Consider the following 17180-nt stretch of genomic DNA (forward strand, 5'->3'; position numbering starts at 1 on the left):
TGGCGGCAATCCCGCCATCGTCCGGACAGGGGAGATCCCATGAGCGTTCGCAATCTGGAACATCTCTTCAGCCCGCGTTCGGTAGCGGTGATCGGCGCGTCGGACCGGCCTGGCAGCGTCGGCTCGCTGCTCGTGCGCAACCTGCGCGATGCGGGATTCGAGGGCCCCGTCTGGCCGGTCAATCGCCGGCACGCGTCGGTGGCCGGAGGCCAGGCCTGGTCGCGGGTCTCCGAGCTGCCCGGCGTGCCGGACCTCGCGGTGATCTGCACACCGCCCGCAACCGTTCCCGCTCTCATCGGCGAACTCGGGCGGCTGGGCACGCGCGCGGCGGTCGTGCTCACGTCGGGGCTCAAGGCGCGGCCTCGCCCGAACCAGCCCACCTACGAGCAGGCCATGCTCGACGCCGCGCGTCCTCATCTGCTGCGCATCCTCGGACCGAACAGCGTGGGGCTGCTGGTTCCGGGCGTTCGGCTCAACGCGAGCTTTGCGCATGCGACCGCACTGCCGGGCCCGCTCGGCTTCGTGTCGCAGTCGGGCGCGCTGGCCAGGGCCATGCTCGACTGGGCCAACGCGCACGGCATCGGCTTCTCCCACTTCATCTCCCTGGGCGACGGCGCAGACGTCGATTTCGGCGATGCGCTGGACTACCTCGCGAGCGACAGCGGCACGCGGGCCATCCTGATGTATGTCGAAACCATTCGCGAGGCGCGAAAGTTCATGTCCGCAGCCCGCGCCGCGGCGAGGAACAAGCCGGTCATCGTCGTGAAGGCCGGCCGCGCACCCGAAGGTGCGAAGGCCGCGGCCTCGCACACGGGCGCGCTCGCCGGATCGGACGCCGTGTTCGACGCGGCGGTCCGGCGTGCGGGCATGCTGCGCGTGAACAGCTTGTCCGACCTGTTCGATGCGGCCGCAACGCTGGCGCGCGCGAAGCCGCTGAGGGGAAGGCGGCTGGCGATCCTGACCAACGGCGGAGGCGCGGGCGTGCTGGCGGCCGATGCGCTGTCGCTGCGCGGCGGTGAACTGTCGAGCCTCAGCGCCGAGACGCTGGCCTTGCTGGACCAATCGCTGCCTGCAGCCTGGTCGCATGCCAATCCCATCGACATCATGGGCGACGCGCCGGTGGAGCGCTACATCGCGTCGCTGGAGGCGCTCGGGAAGGCGCAGGACGTCGATGCCGTGCTCTTCATGCATGCCCCAACAGCCGTGGTGTCGAGTGCCGACATCGCCAAGGCATGTATCCCGGCCTTCCGCGCCTCGCGGCGACCCGTGCTGACCTGCTGGATGGGCGGACATGCGGTTGCGGAGGCCCGTCAGCGCTGCGAAGAGGCGGCGATTCCCACCTACGACACGCCCGAGCGCGCGGTGAACGCCTTCCTGCACCTGGTGGAGTACCGGCGCAACCAGGACGCGCTGCTCGAAGCACCGGCGGGGGCGCCCGAGGCTTTCGCGCCCGACCGGGCCAAGGCACAGGCGATCGTGGCGGGTGCGTTGCAAGCGGGCAGGGCGCTGCTGGATGAATCGGAAGCCAAGGCGCTGTTCGGGCTCTACGGCATCCCGGTCGTCGAGACACGCACGGTGACCGACGTGGCTTCGGCCATCCGGCAGGCCGAGGCGATCGGCTTTCCGGTCGTGCTGAAGATCCTCTCGCCGGACATCTCGCACAAATCGGACGTCGGCGGCGTCGCGCTCGGGCTCGATGACCGCGACGCCGTGGCCCAGGCGGCAGACGCCATGCTGCGGCGCGTGCGCGAACTCCGCCCCGACGCGCACCTCGCTGGCTTCACCGTCCAGTCCATGGTCAAGCGCCCGCGCGCGCATGAACTCATCGTCGGCATGGCGACCGACGCGGTGATGGGTCCTGTGATGCTGTTCGGGCACGGTGGCACGGCAGTGGAGGTGATCAGGGACCGCGAGGTCGCCCTGCCGCCGCTCAACCGGGTGCTGGCCAGCGACCTCGTGGCCCGGACGCGCGTGGCGCGGCTGCTTGCCGGCTACAGCGATCGCCCGCGCGCCGACCACGAGGCGATCTACGCCGTGCTCGAACGCGTGTCGCAATTGATCTGCGACCTGCCGGAAGTGGTGGAGCTCGACATCAACCCGCTGCTCGCGGACGAGAACGGCGTCATTGCGCTCGACGGCCGCCTCAAGGTCGAGCGCGCAACCACCGTCGGCACGCGCCGGCTTGCCATCCGGCCCTACCCCTCGGCGCTGGAGCAGCGCGTCACGCTGGGCGGGCAGTCGATCCTGATCCGGCCGATCCGGCCCGAAGACGGTGTGCGGTTCGCCGAGTTCTATTCGAACTGCGCGCCGCGCGACATCCGGTTGCGCTTCTTCGTGAGCCGCCGGGACATCCCGCATTCGGAGCTCGCGCGCTACACGCAGATCGACTACGACCGCGAGATGGCCTTCGTCGCCATGGCGCCCGACGCGTCGGGCGAAGAGGTGCTGCTCGGCGAAGTGCATGCCGTCTGCGATCCCGACAACGTGCGCGCGGAGTTCGCGATCCAGGTGCGATCGGGGCAGCAGCAGAAGGGGCTCGGTCGCCTGCTTCTCGATCGCATGATCGAGTACTTGCGAAGCCGCGGCACGCAGCAGCTTGCCGGCGAATGCCTCGAGGAGAACGAAGGCATGAAGCGGCTTGCCCGCGAGGCGGGCTTCACCATCGGTGCGTTGACGCGGGATCGCAGCGTTCCGTTTGCCCTGGACCTGCAAGGCGCTTCGAAGGGGGGTGCGGTGTGAGGCGATTTCGATCGCGGCGAGGGCTGCTCATTTTCGAGGCATCGCGTCCGGAGGCTACTCTGGAGTAGATTCCCGACGTTGCGCATGCTGTTGTCCACAGGTCTATCCACGAGACCCGTGGAGAAGTTCGCGGGCATGAAAAAGCCCGCTCTGGGCGGGCTTTGGGAATGTGGCCGTGGACACTTACGCGGTCCACGTTACGGCAAAAATTCATCTGCGGAAGCCATCTTTGGTTTTTCTCGTCGTGATGACTTCGACGCGCCTAGTGAGAATCGGCTTGCCTGCGCAGGCATTTTACCCGGATATCCGGGTAACCCACGATTATAGCATGCGAAATAAGGGCGCGTGTCATTTCTTTCCGAGAAAGTCGCGCACGTCATCTGCGTTGTCGCCTACCTCGGCCACCGCTCGCCGTAGATCGGCTTCGCTCACGCCGAATGTCCTGCTCCAGTCCTGGACCTCGTAGTCCTCGCTCACGTTGATTCGCTTGCGGTCCTGGCCGCCAACCTTCGTCTTGTCGTCTGCCATGGCGTGCTCCTTCAGCCAGTCGTGAGGGTCGGGCTGCTGGCGGCGCTCAGCGGCCGACAGCGCCTGGATCACTTTCACTCTGATGCGTTGTGCTTCCATGGAAGCATTTGGCGCATGCCGCTGACAGCGGGCGTGAAGGACATCCTGGAATCCTTGTGTCATGCCAAACCTACGCGACGGGCGGCGGCGGGCTTTCGACAATGGCCCCAGAAACGAAAAGAGGACAAGAACCGAAGTCCTTGTCCTCAATGCGATTTTGATGGTCGGGGCGAAAGGATTCGAACCTTCGACCCTCTGGTCCCAAACCAGATGCGCTACCAGGCTGCGCTACACCCCGACGAGCCTTCGATTCTAACCTTTTTGTCGGGCCTCAATCCGGACTTGATGCTCAGCGTCGTTGATATTGCGTTTTTCCGAACAGGATTTCGCGCTCCTTCTCGCCGGTGATCGGCGTGCGCAGGTCGGCCAGCACCTTGACGCCGCGTTGCACCGCGGGTCGGGCGGCGATGCCGTCGAACCATTGCTTCACGTAGGGAAAGTCGGCGAGCACGATGCCCTGGTTCTCATGGCTTCGCAGCCACGGAAAGATGGCGATGTCGGCGATCGAATAGGTCTTGCCCGCAATGAACTTGTTCGTCGAGAGTTGCTTGTCGATCACGCCGTAGAGGCGCTTGGCTTCATTCGAATAGCGGTCGATCGCGTAGCCGATCTTCTCGGGCGCGTAGTTGCGGAAGTGATGCGTCTGGCCAAGCATGGGGCCGACGCCGCCCATCTGGAACATGAGCCACTGGAGGACCTCGTAGCGGGCCCGGTCGCCGGAGGGCAGAAGCTTGCCGGTCTTGCCGGCCAGGTACACGAGGATGGCGCCCGACTCGAAGAGCGAGATCGGCTTGCCGTCCGGTCCGTCGGGGTCGGTGATGGCGGGGATCTTGTTGTTGGGGCTGATCTTCAGGAAGGCCGGCTCGAACTGGTCGCCCTTGCCGATGTTGACCGGATGCGCCCGATAGGGGAGGCCGCATTCCTCCAGCATGATGTGAATCTTGTGGCCGTTGGGCGTGGGCCACGAATAGACGTCGATGGGTGCTTGGGGCATGTCTCTGGATCCATGGGTGATGACAAGGCCGGCCAGCATAGCCCTCGCGGGCTTTTCGTGCAGGAGCGGGCCTAGCCGACCTGGCTGTTGTGCGCGAAGCACCACATCCAGTCTTCGTCCCGTTCCAGTGACGCGATGACGGCGTGTCCGGTCGATGCGTAGTGGCGGCTGGCGTGCCTGTTCTTCGACGAGTCGCAGCAGCCCACGTGGCCGCAGTGGACGCACAGGCGCAGGTGCACCCATTCGTCGCCCATGGCCAGGCATTCCTCGCAGCCGGCCGAGGTCGGCGGGACGATCACGTTCGGGACGTGGGAGCAGGGGTACACGGACATCGAAACTCCTTGGTGACTTCGTGACGCGGATCAGGCAGCGGTCGCGGCCGATGCCAGGTGCTGATGGATGAGCGCGACCACCGCAGCGCCTTCGCCGATGGCGCCGCCGACGCGCTTGACCGACCCGCAGCGCACGTCGCCCACCGCGAAGACGCCCGGTACGCTGGATTCCAGCGGGGCAGCGGTCTTCGCCGGGAAGCCGCCGCGGGCGGCCTGGCCCGTGAGCACGAACCCGTGCTTGTCCAGCGCGACGCCACAGCCTTGCAGCCAGTCGGTTTCAGGGACCGCGCCGATGAAGAGAAAGATGTTGCGGGCCGGGCAGTCCTCCTCGCCGCCGCTGAGCCGGTCGCGCCAGGTCGCACCGTTCAGGCCGCCGGCCGGCTCGCCGTGCAGATGCACGAGTTCGGTGTGCGGGCGCAGCGAAATGTTGGGCGTCGCCTCGATGCGGTCGATCAGGTAGCGCGACATCGTCGCCGCCAGCGACGGACCGCGCACCAGCACATTGACCTTGGCGGCGTGCTGCGACAGGAACACCGCCGCCTGTCCTGCCGAGTTGCCGCCGCCCACCAGGGCAACTTCTTGCTGCGCGCACAGCTTGGCCTCCAGCGCGGAGGCCCAGTACCAGATGCCGCGGCCTTCGAACTCCGCCAGACGCGGCACCTCTGGCCGGCGGTAGCGCGCGCCGCTGGCGATCACGAGCGTCTTCGATCGCAGCTTGCGCCCATCGACGAGCTGGACCGAGACCTGCCCCTGCGACTCGGCCTGGCTGCAATCCAGAGACAGGACTTGCGCCGGAATCAGCATCTCGACGCCGAATTTCTGCGCCTGCACATAGGCCCGGCCGGCCAGGGCGCCGCCGGATATGCCGGTGGGAAAGCCGAGGTAGTTCTCGATCCGCGCGCTGGCGCCCGCCTGTCCGCCGAAGGAGCGGCAGTCGACCACGATCACGCGCAAGCCTTCCGAGGCCGCATACACGGCAGTTGCCAGCCCGGCAGGGCCGGCACCGACCACCAGCACGTCGAACAGGTCTTCGTGCTCGACGGTGTCGACCATGCCGAGGCAGCGTGCCAGCGCATGCTCCGTCGGGTTGGGCATGACCGATCCGTCGGGGCAGACCACCAGCAACTCGGATTCACCATATTGCTCGAGCAGCGCGGCGGCATCGGCGTCCTGCGTGGCGTCGACCACGTGATAGGGATAGCCGTTGCGCCCGAGGAAATTCTCGAGCCGAAGGACGGCGGCCGATTGCGGCGGGCCGATCAGCACCGGCCCGCTGGCGCCGGACTCGATCAGCGCCACGCGCCGCAGGATCATGGCGCGGACCAGGCGCTCGCCGAGGTCGGCTTCCGCAATGATCAGGGCACGCAACTGGTCGGGTGGCACCAGCAGGGTTTCGACATCGTCTTCCGCGTGGCCGTCGACCAGCGCCGGCCGCCCTGAAAGCTGCGCGATCTCGGCCAGGAAATGGCCCGGACCCTGGTGTTCGATCGGCACCACATGGCCGAGCCCGTCGCGCTGGGAGATCGACACCGTGCCTTGCAGCACGACGAACATGCCGGGGCCGGGCTCTCCGGCCTGGAACAGGCAGGCGCCGCGGTGGTAGTGGCGCACGGTGCCGAAGCGCCGGATTCGGCCGATGTCTGCGGCGCTGAGCACCGGGAACATCTGGTGGCGACGGGTCTCGACCTCGATTCGTTCGGTAGCCATGAGAAAAACTCCAGTGGGCGAATCCCCGGGATTAAAACTGATGCGGCCCTCGTTCGTGCGCGTCATCCAATTGCCATCCGAATGACACGCTTGTTTCACTGCAGGTCCCGAGACTCCGTCGGCAGAAAGGGTCTCGCATGAAAGAACTACCCACGCCCACGTTTCCGTTCTCGCAACTGGGCCTGCGCGCCGCCTTGTGGCCTGTGCCCCATCCGGTCCAAGCTCCTTCAGCAATACCCGTGCCGCCGGCTTCGACGCCGGCCGGCGACGCCGGAAGCGGCATCAGCGTGAGCTGGGCGCGCCATCAGGACGACGTTCGCGCGGCGCAACGTTTGCGTTACGAAGTGTTCGCCGGCGAGATGGGCGCACGTCTCACCACGCCGCTGGACGGCCATGACATCGACCTGTTCGACGACTTCTGCGAGCACCTGCTGGTCCGCGAGGAGTCCACCCAACGGGTCATCGGCACCTACCGCGTCCTGACGCCGGCGCAGGCCCGACGCGTCGGCAGCACCTACAGCGACACCGAATTCGACCTGACGCGCCTGCGCGACCTGCGCGAACGCATGGTCGAACTCGGCCGCAGCTGCGTGCACGTCGACCACCGCCAGGGCGGGGTGATCCTGGCGCTGTGGGGCGCACTGGCCGGTTTCATGAACCGGAACAAGCTCGACACGATGATCGGCTGCGCCAGCATTCCGATGTGGCACAACGGCGTGACCAGCGGCGACGCGGCGGCCAGCATCTGGCGCCAGCTTTCGGCGACGCACATGGCGCCCATCCAGTACCACGTGCAGCCGCGCCTGCCCTTGCCGGTGCACCGCCTCGACGGTGAACTCGCCGTCGAGCCGCCTGCGCTCATCAAGGGTTACCTGCGTCTCGGCGCCAAGGTGCTGGGGCCGCCGGCCTGGGATCCGGACTTCAACACCGCCGACCTGCCGATGCTCATGCGCATCGACGACCTGCCGGCGCGCTACCGGAAGCACTTCCTGGGCAATTAAGACAGTGGATGAAAGGCGTCACACGCTTGTCATGCAAATGTCACAACGGCCGTAGACACTGTCATGCTTTGGCTTTTGAGTGCCTCCGTGCCGGTTGTTCCAGAATCTTTCTCCATGCCGTCTGCTATCAGCGACAGGCTGACTGTTGCCGCCGAACCCGTTCTGACACTGCTCGACCGGGATCACAGCATCCTCGCCTTCAATGAGCGGGTGCTCGACTGGGCGTACCGACCCGAGGTGCCGCTGATCGAGCGGCTGCGCTATCTGTGCATCGTCTCGTCGAACCTGGACGAATTCTTCGAGGTCCGTGCCGCACCGCACCTCGGCGCGAGCGTGGCGGGTGACCGCAAAGGCAACTACACGGTCGAATCCTTCGAGCGCCTGGCCGAGGCGGCGCATGCGCTGGTGGCGCGGCAATACGCGCTCTACAACGACGAATTGATCCCGACCTTCGCGAGCAAAGGTATCCAGGTCGTCTCCCACGGGGAACGCAACCCGGCGCAACGCAAGTGGGTACATGAGTATTTCGAGCGCGAAGTGCGACCGCTGCTGATTCCGGTCGGGCTGGACCCGGCGCATCCCTTTCCACAGGTCGCCAACAAATCGCTCAATTTCATCGTGCGCCTCAGCGGCAAGGACGCCTTCGGCCGCGAGAACCCCATCGCCATCGTGAAGGTGCCGCGCGTGCTGCCGCGCGTGATCCGCATGCCGGCCAAGGTGTCGGGCGGCAAGACGCTGTTCATCGCGCTGTCGAGCATCGTGCGGGCGCATCTGTCGAGCATGTTCCCGGGGCGCGAGGTGGGCGAGTTCTCGCAGTTCCGGGTGACGCGGCATTCCGACCTCGCGGTGGATGAGGAAGACGTCAAGAACCTGCGCACCGCGCTTCGGCAAGGCCTGCAGCACCGGCACTACGGGCAGGCCGTGCGGCTGGAGGTCTCGGCGAGTTGCGCCGAGTCGCTGTCGAACTTCCTGCTGGCGCAGTTCAACCTGCCGCCGCAGGCGCTGTACCGGGTGCACGGGCCGGTGAACCTGGCCCGCCTGACGCAGTTGATCGACCTGCTCGACGAGCCGCAGCTTCGCTTTCCGCCGTACCAGGCGTCCTATCCGGTCACCCTGTCGCCGGGTCAATCGTTCTTCGACAGGCTGCAGCGCGGCGACGCCCTGATCCACCAGCCCTTCGAGAGCTTCGAAGGCGTGCTCGCGTTCCTCCGCGAGGCCGTGCAGGACCCGCAGGTCCTGGCGATCAAGCAGACCATCTACCGCGCAGGCACGGGCTCCGAGATGATGGACCTGTTGCGCGAAGCCGTGCGCCGCGGCAAGGAAGTGACGGTGGTCGTGGAGCTCAAGGCGCGCTTCGACGAAGAGGCCAACATCAACTGGGCGGAGATGCTCGAATCGATCGGTGCGCAGGTCGTCTACGGTGTGGTCGGCCTGAAGACGCACGCCAAGATGCTGCTGGTCACCCGTCGCGAGGGCAAGCAGATGCGCCGCTACGGGCATCTGTCGACCGGCAACTACAACCCGCGCACGGCAACGCTTTACACCGACATCAGCCACCTGACGGCCGACCCGCTGCTGACGGCCGACATGGAGGCTGTGTTCGTGCACATGGCGAGCCAGAGCCGGTTGCCCAAGCTGAACCACATGTGGCTCGCGCCTTTCGACCTGCACCGCAACCTCGTAGCCCGCATCGACGCCCTCGGCGCTGCGGCGGCGGCCGGCGAGCCCGCGCGCATCGTGGCGAAAATGAACGCGCTCACCGACGAAGACCTGATCGCCGCATTGGTCAGGGCCGGGCAGAAGGGCGTGAAGATCGACCTGATCGTGCGCGGCGCCTGCACCTTGCCCGCGCGCGTGCCGGGCCTGACGGACAACATCCGCGTGCGCTCGGTGATCGGCCGCTTCCTCGAACATTCGCGCGTCTTCTATTTCCGCCAGGCGCTCGACGAATCGCTCTATCTTTCCAGCGCGGACTGGATGAACCGCAACATGATGCGGCGCATCGAACTGGCCTGGCCGGTGACCGATCCGGTGCTGCGCCAGCGGCTCATCGACGAATGCCTGGTGGCCTATCTGCATGACGGGCGCGACGCATGGGATCTCGGGCCGGACGGTGTCTACCGCCGCGTCTACGAGGACACGCATCCGGGCGAGGACGGCGCTTCCCGCGCCATCGAAGCCCACGGCGCGCAGACCGCCCTCATGAACCGCTACGCGTCGCGCGGACTTCGCCGCGCCGCATCACGGGACTGACACATGGATCTGATTTTCTGGCGCCATGCCGAGGCAGAGGACTGGACCGAAGGCTGCGACGACATGCAGCGTTCGCTGACGTCGCGCGGCGAAAAACAGGCCAAGCGCATGGCGGCATGGCTCGACCGGCAATTGCCCGAGGGCACGCGGATCATCTGCAGCCCGGCCCGCCGCTGCGAGCAGACCGCCCTGGCGCTCGGCCGCAAGTACAAGCTGCGTGGCGAACTCGCGCCCGACACCACGCCCGACGCACTGCTCGGCTCGGCTGGATGGCCGAACGGCAAGTCGGTGGTGCTCATGATCGGCCATCAGCCCTCGCTCGGCCAGGCCATCTCGCTGCTGCTGGGGCTGCAGCAGGACAGCTGCCCGGTGCGCAAGGGCGCTGTCTGGTGGATTCGAACGCGCGAGCGCGATGGCGACGTGCAGACCGTGGTCGTCACGGTGCAGGCGCCGGAACTGCTCTAGAAAGCGCCTGCGCTCAGCAACCCGAGAGTTCGACGCGCCAGCTGGTCTTCTGCCAGGCCAGCACTTCTTCGCGCAGCAGGTGGGCCGATTGGGGGTACAGGTCGGACCATCCCGCCCGGCAGGCGACGGTGAAGACCCTGCCGCCGCCGGGGCGTGCCAGCCGCAGCCCTTCCAGGTCGGGATCGCGCCGCGCGTGGCACAGGATGACGGCCAGCCGCAACGCCAGCAGTTGCGAGACAAAGGCTTCGTCGTCCAGCGAGGTCTCCAGCTTGCGCAGCTTGCCCCTGTGACCCAGCACGAGCTGGCTCAGCAGGTGCATCTCGTTCACCGCGAAGCCCGGTGCGTCCGCGTTGTCCAGGATGTAGGCGCCATGCTTGTGGTATTCGCTGTGGGAGATCTGGGCGCCGATCTCATGCAGTTGCGCAGCCCAGCCCAGCTTGCGCAAGGCGCGGCCGGCGCGGCTGGTCGTGCTGCCGCCGCGCGCGCTGGGATCGAGCTGCACGAACAGCGTGGCCGCCGTCCCGTCGACCCGCTTGACCTGTGCGGCATCGACGGCAAAGCGATTGGCGAGCCGCGCCACGGTGGTGGTGCGGAGATCGGCGACGGTGTCGTCGCGCTCCAGGAGTTCATACAGCACGCCGTGGCGCAGGGCGCCTTGGGCGACCTTCATCTCCTCGATCTCCAGCAGGTCGAACACGGCGCGCAGCACGCTCACACCGCCGCCGATCACCGCCTTGCGGTCTTCGCGCATACCCTCGATGCGCAGGCGATCGGCGCTGCCGGCCTTGAGCAGGCGGTCGACCAGCCAGTCCAGCCCGTCGCGCGTGACCAGGCCCGGCTCGCCGCCGGCCAGGGTCAGCACGTCGCCCACGGCGCCGATGGTTCCGGACGCTCCGTAGACCACGTCCCAGCGATCGGGCACATAGGTGCCAAGTGCGTCGTCCAGCACCGCCTTGGCGGCGACCTCGGCCGCGCGGAACGCCGAGGTGGTGAACAGGCCCTGCGGAAAGTGCTTCATCGACCAGGCGACGCTGCCGACCCGGTAGGACTCCATCACCTCGGCTTCGAGGGCCCGGCCGATGATCATTTCGGTGGAACGGCCGCCGATGTCGATCACCAGCCGGCGCTCGCGGTTCGATGCATCGGTGTGGGGCAGGGTGTGCGCCACGCCCTGGTAGATCAGGCGAGCTTCTTCGCGGCCGGTGATGACGTCGATGCCGAATCCCAGAATGGTGCGTGCGCGCAACAGGAATTCGTCACGGTTGCGGGCTTCGCGCAGTGTCTGGGTCGCCACGGCGCGGACCTGGGAGCGCTTGAAGCCCGCGAGCCGCTCGCCGAAGCGGGCGAGCGCGTCCCAGCCGCGCTGCATGGCCTCGGGCGTGAGGTTTCGGGCGCTGTCGAGGCCGTTGCCTTGGCGAACGGTCTCCTTGAGGTATTCGGCGCGGTGGATCTGGCCGTGGTCGACCTGGCCGATCTCCAGGCGATAGCTGTTCGAGCCGAGATCGACCGCGGCGAGACGGGTTCCGTTTTGCATGTTGAAGTGGGGAGGTCGGGGCGTGATCGTAGCGCCCTCGCTGTGGACGACTGCGTCAACCGGTATCCCGGCGAGGGGACAAGGCTATGCGCAGAGCATGACGGTTGTGTGACAGCGTCACGCAATCCCGCCTGGAAAAACGCGGATCTCCCTCTGTGGGCGAGTGTCATCGGGCTGTCACACAAGCTTTCTAGAGTCCGTGCCAAGCCCCGGAAGGGGACTTTATGCAGTTCAAAGGAAGCATCATGAAAACGACGTTCAAATTCGCAACCGCAGGCCTCCTGGCCTTGGCTTTTGCCCACGCTCCCGTCTTTGCCCAGGAAGCCGCCACGGGCGCCGGCGCCAGCTTCCCGGCGCCGCTGTACTCCAAGTGGGCTTCGGACTTCAACAAGGCCACCGGCGCCAAGATCAACTACCAGTCCGTCGGCTCCGGCGCAGGCATCAAGCAGATCGACGCGAAGACCGTCGATTTCGGCGCTTCGGACATGCCCCTGACCGACGACGAACTGAAGGCCAAGGGCCTGATGCAGTTTCCCACCGTCATCGGCGGCGTGGTCCCGGTCGTGAACATCCAGGGCATCAAGCCCGGTGAACTGAAGCTGAGCGGTGCGGTCCTCGGCGACATCTATCTCGGCAAGATCACCAAGTGGAACGACCCGGCAATCAAGGCGCTCAACGCCTCGCTCGCACTGCCCGACGCTGCCATCGCCACGGTGCGCCGCGCCGACGGTTCGGGCACGACCTTCCTGTTCACGAACTACCTGAGCAAGGCCAATCCCGAGTGGAAGAGCAAGGTCGGCGACGGCACGGCCGTCAACTGGCCCAACGGCGCCGGCGGCAAGGGCAATGAAGGCGTCGCAGCCTTCGTGAACCGCCTGCCGAACTCGATCGGCTACGTCGAATACGCCTACGTCAAGCAGAACAAGATGACCTACGCGCAGATGCAGAACAAGGACGGTGCCTTCGTGTCCCCGGACGACTCGGCCTTCAAGGCCGCTGCCGCAGGTGCCGACTGGTCGAAGACCTTCTACCAGGTGCTGACCGACCAGCCCGGCAAGGAATCGTGGCCCATTACCGGCGCGACCTTCATCCTGATGCACAAGGCACAGGACAAGCCGGTCCAGGCCGCCACGACCCTCCGGTTCTTCGACTGGGCGTACAAGAACGGCGACAAGACGGCCGCCGACCTCGACTACGTGCCGATGCCCGACAAGGTCAAGAGCGTGATCGTCGTCGCCTGGGGTGACATCAAGGACGCGTCGGGCAAGCCCGTCGCAGCGCTCAAGTAAGCCAATCAGAACGGCGCGCGGCCATGAGCACTCCGCTTGATCGCGCGCCGCTTTCGGAGCGACCTGTGTCATCCACTTTCCCTGCAAGCGCCAATCCGCTCGACCTCTCGGCCGAGCGCGCCCGCACGACGGCAAGCCCTCCGCCGGCCAAGCGCCCGCGCACCGGCGCCACCACCGACCGCCTGTTCGGCTGGGCCGCCAAGGGCGCCGCGCTGCTGACGCTGGCGATGCTCATCGGCATCCTGTTGTCGTTGCTGGTCGGCGCCTGGCCCGCCATCTCGAAGTTCGGCCTCGGCTTCCTCACCAGCAGCGTGTGGGACCCGGTGCAGAACGAGTACGGCGGCCTGGTGATGATCTACGGCACGCTGGCCACCTCGTTCATCGCATTGGTGATCGCCGTGCCGGTGAGCTTCGGCATTGCGCTCTTCCTCACCGAGATGTCGCCGGCATGGCTCAAGCGCCCGCTCGGCACGGCAATCGAACTGCTCGCTGCGGTGCCGTCCATCGTTTACGGGATGTGGGGTTTGCTGGTGTTCGGGCCGATCCTGTCCACCTACGTGCAGCAGCCGCTGCAAAAGCTGTTTGCCGGCGTTCCCTACCTGGGTGCGCTGGTGTCGGGCCCGCCCGTGGGCATCGGCATCCTGTCGGCGGGCATCATCCTCGCGATCATGATCATTCCGTTCATCGCCTCGGTGATGCGGGACGTGTTCGAGGTGACGCCGCCGCTCCTCAAGGAATCGGCGTATGGCCTCGGTTCCACCACCTGGGAAGTGGTCTCGAAGGTCGTGCTGCCTTACACCAAGGCCGGCGTGATCGGCGGCATCATGCTCGGCCTCGGCCGCGCGCTGGGCGAGACGATGGCCGTCACCTTCGTGATCGGCAACACCAACCAGCTCAATTCGCTGTCCGTCTTCGAGGCGGCCAACAGCATCACCTCGGTGCTGGCCAACGAGTTCGCCGAGGCCGGCGCGGGCCTGCACCAGGCTTCGCTGATGTACCTGGGCCTCGTCCTGTTCTTCATCACCTTCGTGGTGCTGTCCCTTTCGAAGGTCCTGCTGATGCAGATGCGCAAGAGCGAAGGGACGAAATCGTGAGAACGGCTGAACGACTCCTCAATGCCAAGGCGCTCGACGAGATGCGTGCATCCAGGTTCGCCAGTCGCAAGCGCGTCAACATCATCGCCTTGACGCTGTCGATGGCCGCGATGGTCTTCGGCGTCTTCTGGCTGATCTGGATCCTCTGGGAAACGCTGCGCCTCGGCATCGGCGGCCTGACGATCGCCACGCTCACTGAAATGACGCCACCGCCCAACGAGGCCGGCGGCATTGCGAATGCGATCTTCGGCTCGCTCGCCATGGTGCTGCTCGCGACCTTTGTCGGCACGCCGATCGGCATCATGGCCGGCATCTACCTGGCCGAATACAACCCCAAGGGCTGGCTCTCGAACATCGTCCGCTTCGTCAACGACATCCTGCTGTCGGCACCGTCGATCGTGATCGGCCTGTTCGTCTACGCGGTGGTGGTGGCGTACTTCAAGTCGTTCTCGGGCCTTGCCGGCGCGATGGCGCTGGCGCTGATCGTGATCCCGGTCGTGATCCGCACCACCGAGAACATGCTGCAACTGGTGCCCGCCGGCCTGCGCGAAGCAGCCTATGCGCTGGGCACGCCGAAGTGGAAAGTCATCCTTAGCATCACGCTGCGCGCTGCCCGTGCCGGGGTGGTGACTGGCGTGCTGCTGGCGGTGGCCCGCATCGCCGGCGAAACCGCGCCGCTGCTCTTTACCGCGCTCAGCAACCAGTTCTGGACCTCGGACATGTCGCAGCCGATGGCCAGCCTGCCGGTGACGATCTTCAAGTTCGCGATGAGCCCGTACGAGAACTGGCAGCAGCTGGCCTGGGCCGGCGTGTTCCTGATCACCGTCGCGGTGCTGGCACTCAACATCCTTGCACGCGTCCTGACGCGGAACAAACTCTGAACAACATGGCAACCACAATCGCTCAGCCGACGCGCTCGAAGATCTCGGTCAAGGACCTGAACTTCTACTACGGCAAGTTCCACGCGCTCAAGGGCATCAATCTCGAAATTCCCGAGAACAAGGTGACGGCCTTCATCGGTCCGTCGGGCTGCGGCAAGTCGACCTTGCTGCGCACCTTCAACCGCATGTTCGAGCTGTACCCCGAGCAGCGCGCCGAAGGCACCATCGCCCTGGACGGCGAGAACCTGCTGACCTCGAAGCAGGACGTGGCGCTGATCCGCGCCAAGGTCGGCATGGTGTTCCAGAAGCCGACGCCGTTCCCGATGTCGATCTACGACAACATCGCCTTCGGCGTGAAGCTGTTCGAAAACCTCAGCGCCTCGGAAATGGACGATCGCGTCGAATGGGCGCTCAAGAAGGCGGCCCTCTGGACCGAAGTGCGCGACAAGCTGCAGCAGAGCGGCTCGGGCCTGTCCGGCGGCCAGCAGCAACGCCTGTGCATCGCGCGCGGCATTGCGATCAAGCCGGAGGTCCTTCTGCTCGACGAGCCCTGCTCCGCGCTGGACCCGATCTCCACGGCCAAGATCGAAGAACTGATCGCGGAGCTGAAAAGCGAGTACACCGTGGTCATCGTGACCCACAACATGCAGCAGGCGGCACGCTGCAGCGACTACACGGCCTACATGTACCTGGGCGACCTGATCGAATTCGGTGCCACCGAAGAACTCTTCTTCAAGCCGAAGCGCAAAGAGACCGAGGACTACATCACGGGCCGTTTCGGCTAAGGAGACCGCATGACCGAGAAGCACCTTTCCAGCCAGTTCGACAGCGAACTCAACACGGTCTCATCCCGCGTGATGGAGCTCGGCGGCATGGTCGAGGCCCAGATCCACCAGGCCGTGTACGCCCTCCAGCAGTTCGACTCCGAAGCCGCCGAGCGCGTGATGGAGACCGAGAACCGCGTCAACGCGATGGAGATCGAGATCGACCGCGAGCTGTCGTCGATCATCGCGCGCCGCCAGCCGACAGCCCGCGACCTGCGCCTGCTGATCGCCATCTCCAAGACCACCGCCAACCTGGAGCGTGTGGGCGACGAGGCCAACAAGATCGCGCGGATGGTCAAGTCGATCATCGAGAGCGGCTCGGCACGCGCGCTGCCTTCGATGGAACTGCGCATCGCCGCCGATCTCGCCTCCGGCCTTCTGCGCAAGGCGCTCGATGCGTTCGCCCGGCTGGACACGGCCGCGGCGTTGTCGATCCTGAAGGACGACGACCTGATCGACAAGGAGTTCGATGGTTTCGTGCGCAAGCTGGTCACCTACATGATGGAAGACCCGCGCACGATCTCCGCGAGTCTCGACCTGCTGTTCCTGGCCAAGGCCATCGAGCGCATCGGCGACCATGCGAAGAACATTGCCGAGTTCATCATCTACATCGTCAAGGGCGCCGACGTGCGCCACGCGTCGATGAATGACATCGAAGCGCAGCTGCAATGAGGTCGCCCGCAGAAGGCGGATTGAATGGAGAATTTGAGGATTCATGAAGAAACCCCGCATCCTGATCGTTGAAGACGAGTCCTCGATCGCCGAGCTGATCGCGGTCAACCTCCGCCACAACGGCTTCGAGCCCATCTGGGCTGAAGACGGCGCCGCTGCGCAACGCGAGATCGACGCCTTCCTGCCGGACCTCGTGTTGCTGGACTGGATGCTTCCGGGGCAGAGCGGCCTGCAGCTGGCACGCCAGTGGCGCAAGGATTCGCGTACCAAGGCGATGCCCATCCTGATGCTGACCGCCCGAGGCGATGAGCCCGACAAGGTGGCAGGCCTCGATGCCGGTGCCGACGACTACATCACCAAGCCGTTCTCCACCCAGGAGATGCTGGCGCGCATTCGCGCGGTGCTGCGCCGGCGTGCGCCGGAGGCCGTGACCGAGCGCGTCGAGATAGGCGAACTCGCGCTCGACACGGCGACGCACCGCGTCACCTGGCAGGGTGCTCCGCTCAAGGTGGGGCCGACCGAATTCAAGCTGCTGGGCTTCCTGATGCAGCACGCCGAGCGGGTGCACAGCCGCGCGCAACTGCTCGACAAGGTCTGGGGCGACCACGTCTACATCGAAGAACGCACGGTCGACGTTCACGTCAAGCGCCTGCGCGAATCGCTCGGCCCGGCTGCGGCGATGGTGGAGACGGTGCGTGGTGCCGGCTACCGGCTGACGGCGCAGGCCACAGTTTGAGAGACCGCACCGGCTGAGAAGACCGGGCGGGA

General features: G+C 66.1%; 15 protein-coding genes and 1 tRNA gene. 10 read left to right on the top strand and 6 right to left on the bottom strand.

Annotated elements, in window-relative coordinates; genetic code table 11:
• The first annotated feature begins 39 nt into the window (after positions 1-39).
• Positions 40-2739 (top strand): bifunctional acetate--CoA ligase family protein/GNAT family N-acetyltransferase, encoded by a 2700-nt coding sequence (locus QTH90_RS02825; RefSeq protein ID WP_286663011.1) that lies wholly within the window; start codon positions 40-42, stop codon positions 2737-2739.
• Between the two features lie 348 nt (positions 2740-3087).
• Here the strand turns inward: QTH90_RS02825 and QTH90_RS31605 are convergent, their stop codons facing one another.
• The 5 genes from QTH90_RS31605 to QTH90_RS02850 all read right to left on the bottom strand — a co-directional run bounded on the left by QTH90_RS31605 (position 3088) and on the right by QTH90_RS02850 (position 6399).
• On the bottom strand, positions 3088-3366 hold the full coding sequence (locus QTH90_RS31605; RefSeq protein WP_444814669.1) for a DUF3606 domain-containing protein: 279 nt from the start codon (positions 3364-3366) through the stop codon (positions 3088-3090).
• Between the two features lie 161 nt (positions 3367-3527).
• Positions 3528-3604: transfer RNA gene (locus QTH90_RS02835), tRNA-Pro, on the bottom strand.
• A gap of 51 nt (positions 3605-3655) precedes the next feature.
• Complete coding sequence (locus QTH90_RS02840) at positions 3656-4360, bottom strand: glutathione binding-like protein (protein WP_286663012.1); 705 nt, start codon at positions 4358-4360, stop codon at positions 3656-3658.
• Between the two features lie 71 nt (positions 4361-4431).
• Positions 4432-4692: a UBP-type zinc finger domain-containing protein gene (locus QTH90_RS02845; RefSeq protein ID WP_286663013.1), complete on the bottom strand. Its 261-nt coding sequence runs from the start codon at positions 4690-4692 to the stop codon at positions 4432-4434.
• Between the two features lie 30 nt (positions 4693-4722).
• A complete protein-coding gene (locus tag QTH90_RS02850) occupies positions 4723-6399 on the bottom strand; it encodes an FAD-dependent oxidoreductase (protein ID WP_286663014.1) in 1677 nt (558 codons plus the stop codon).
• A 137-nt stretch (positions 6400-6536) separates the two neighbouring features.
• Here QTH90_RS02850 and QTH90_RS02855 point away from each other — a divergent pair, with 137 nt between their 5' ends.
• The 3 genes from QTH90_RS02855 (at position 6537) to QTH90_RS02865 (ending at position 10118) form a co-directional block, all read left to right on the top strand.
• Positions 6537-7400 (top strand): GNAT family N-acetyltransferase, encoded by an 864-nt coding sequence (locus tag QTH90_RS02855; RefSeq protein WP_286663015.1) that lies wholly within the window; start codon positions 6537-6539, stop codon positions 7398-7400.
• Positions 7401-7514: 114 nt separating this feature from the next.
• Positions 7515-9653, top strand: a complete 2139-nt coding sequence (ppk1, locus tag QTH90_RS02860; RefSeq protein WP_286663016.1) for a polyphosphate kinase 1 — start codon at positions 7515-7517, stop codon at positions 9651-9653.
• Positions 9654-9656: 3 nt separating this feature from the next.
• Entirely contained in the window at positions 9657-10118 is a 462-nt protein-coding gene (locus QTH90_RS02865) for a SixA phosphatase family protein (RefSeq protein WP_286663017.1), read from the top strand.
• A gap of 13 nt (positions 10119-10131) precedes the next feature.
• Here QTH90_RS02865 and QTH90_RS02870 read toward each other — a convergent pair whose 3' ends face one another.
• Entirely contained in the window at positions 10132-11652 is a 1521-nt protein-coding gene (locus QTH90_RS02870; RefSeq protein WP_286663018.1) for a Ppx/GppA phosphatase family protein, read from the bottom strand.
• Positions 11653-11897: 245 nt separating this feature from the next.
• Between QTH90_RS02870 and pstS the strand changes: the two genes are divergently transcribed.
• Genes pstS through phoB form a run of 6 tightly spaced genes read left to right on the top strand, consistent with a single transcriptional unit; the run spans position 11898 to position 17148 of the window.
• On the top strand, positions 11898-12941 hold the full coding sequence (gene pstS, locus QTH90_RS02875) for a phosphate ABC transporter substrate-binding protein PstS (protein ID WP_286663019.1): 1044 nt from the start codon (positions 11898-11900) through the stop codon (positions 12939-12941).
• A gap of 23 nt (positions 12942-12964) precedes the next feature.
• A complete protein-coding gene (pstC, locus tag QTH90_RS02880) occupies positions 12965-14035 on the top strand; it encodes a phosphate ABC transporter permease subunit PstC (protein ID WP_286663020.1) in 1071 nt (356 codons plus the stop codon).
• Positions 14032-14916: a phosphate ABC transporter permease PstA gene (gene pstA, locus QTH90_RS02885; RefSeq protein ID WP_286663021.1), complete on the top strand. Its 885-nt coding sequence runs from the start codon at positions 14032-14034 to the stop codon at positions 14914-14916. Before pstC ends, pstA begins: the two co-directional genes overlap by 4 nt.
• 5 nt (positions 14917-14921) lie before the next feature.
• Positions 14922-15701, top strand: a complete 780-nt coding sequence (pstB, locus tag QTH90_RS02890; protein WP_286663022.1) for a phosphate ABC transporter ATP-binding protein PstB — start codon at positions 14922-14924, stop codon at positions 15699-15701.
• A 9-nt stretch (positions 15702-15710) separates the two neighbouring features.
• Positions 15711-16412: a phosphate signaling complex protein PhoU gene (phoU, locus tag QTH90_RS02895; RefSeq protein ID WP_286566028.1), complete on the top strand. Its 702-nt coding sequence runs from the start codon at positions 15711-15713 to the stop codon at positions 16410-16412.
• Between the two features lie 43 nt (positions 16413-16455).
• Positions 16456-17148 carry a phosphate regulon transcriptional regulator PhoB gene (gene phoB / locus QTH90_RS02900; protein ID WP_286598564.1) on the top strand — a complete coding sequence of 231 codons (693 nt, stop codon included), beginning with the start codon at positions 16456-16458 and terminating at the stop codon, positions 17146-17148.
• The last annotated feature ends 32 nt before the right edge of the window (positions 17149-17180 follow it).

The sequence above is a fragment of the Variovorax flavidus genome (assembly GCF_030317145.1).
Taxonomy (GTDB): domain Bacteria; phylum Pseudomonadota; class Gammaproteobacteria; order Burkholderiales; family Burkholderiaceae_C; genus Variovorax; species Variovorax flavidus.